At 58.7% G+C, this 1,037-nt stretch carries 1 protein-coding gene; it reads right to left on the reverse strand.

Features of this window, described 5'->3' with window-relative positions; genetic code table 11:
- On the reverse strand, positions 1-935 hold a 935-nt coding region (locus QME84_12700), incomplete at its 3' end, for an IS256 family transposase (protein ID MDI6875122.1).
- Positions 936-1,037 lie beyond the last annotated feature (102 nt).

The following is a 1,037-nucleotide window of genomic DNA, read 5'->3' on the forward strand; positions in this document are numbered from 1 at the left end:
TTAAGGAAGGCGGTGAGGGAGGCAAAATTCTCCCTCCAGTAGCGCACCAGGTTAGGATAGCGCTTCTTCCACGCCTCCTGGAAGGCCTGGAAGGCCTCCTCGGCCTCCTTTATGCTGAAAGCCCGGTAGATGGCTTTTAGGTCCTGGGATACCTCCTCCCAGTCCCTTCTTCGCACCTTTCTCTGGGAGTTGCGCATGGCATGGGTGATGCACAGCTGGTGATCGGCTCCGGGAAATACGGAGGAGGTGGCCTCCTCTATCCCGGGAAGATCGTCGGAGACCACGATCTCTACCCGTTCCACCCCCCTTTCCTTCAGTTCCCCCAGGATCTCCCGCCAGGCTTGAGCGCTCTCCCCCTCCGACCCCAGGACCCAGAAGCCCAGGATCTCCCTTTCCCCCTCGTGGTCCGTCCCCAGGGCGATGTAGACGGGCTCTTTCTTGTAGCTGCCCCTCTTGAGGGAGAGGAAGACGGCATCGATGATCACCGAGAAGTAAGCCCTCTTGAGCGGCCGCATCCTCCAGGCCTCTATCTCCTCCTCCGCCACCTGGGTGAGCCTGGCGATGCTTGCATGGGAGTAGAAGGCCCCGTAGACTCCCTCCAGGACCTGCTGGATCTTCCTGGTCGAGATCCCGCACTGGAACATGAGAAGGACGAGATCCCCCAAATCGACGGAGGCCCTCCTCTTCCCGGGGAGGATGGCCGGGTAGAACTCCCCGGAGCGCGTCCTGGGCACCCGGAGATCCTCTATGATCCCGCTTGAGGTGAGCAGGGTGCGCTCGTAGAACCCGTTGCCCCTGTCCTCAGGGTGCTCCTCCAGGAAGAGCTGCCTTTCTTCGGCCATGAGGCGCTGCATGATCGCCTTTTCCCTCTGCTTGACCTCTTCCTTTGCCCGTGCCACCATTTCTCTTGAGAGTTGTTCCTTGGAATTTCGCATAGCCTTCCTCCTCCTTTCTTTCGTGTTTCCTTTGGAGGAAGGCTATTTGATTGCTCTCCATAATGTCTATGGATTTGGTGACACAATTTCGTATACGCTACC

The sequence above is a fragment of the Actinomycetota bacterium genome, from assembly GCA_030019255.1.
GTDB lineage: Bacteria > Actinomycetota > Geothermincolia > Geothermincolales > RBG-13-55-18 > Solincola_A.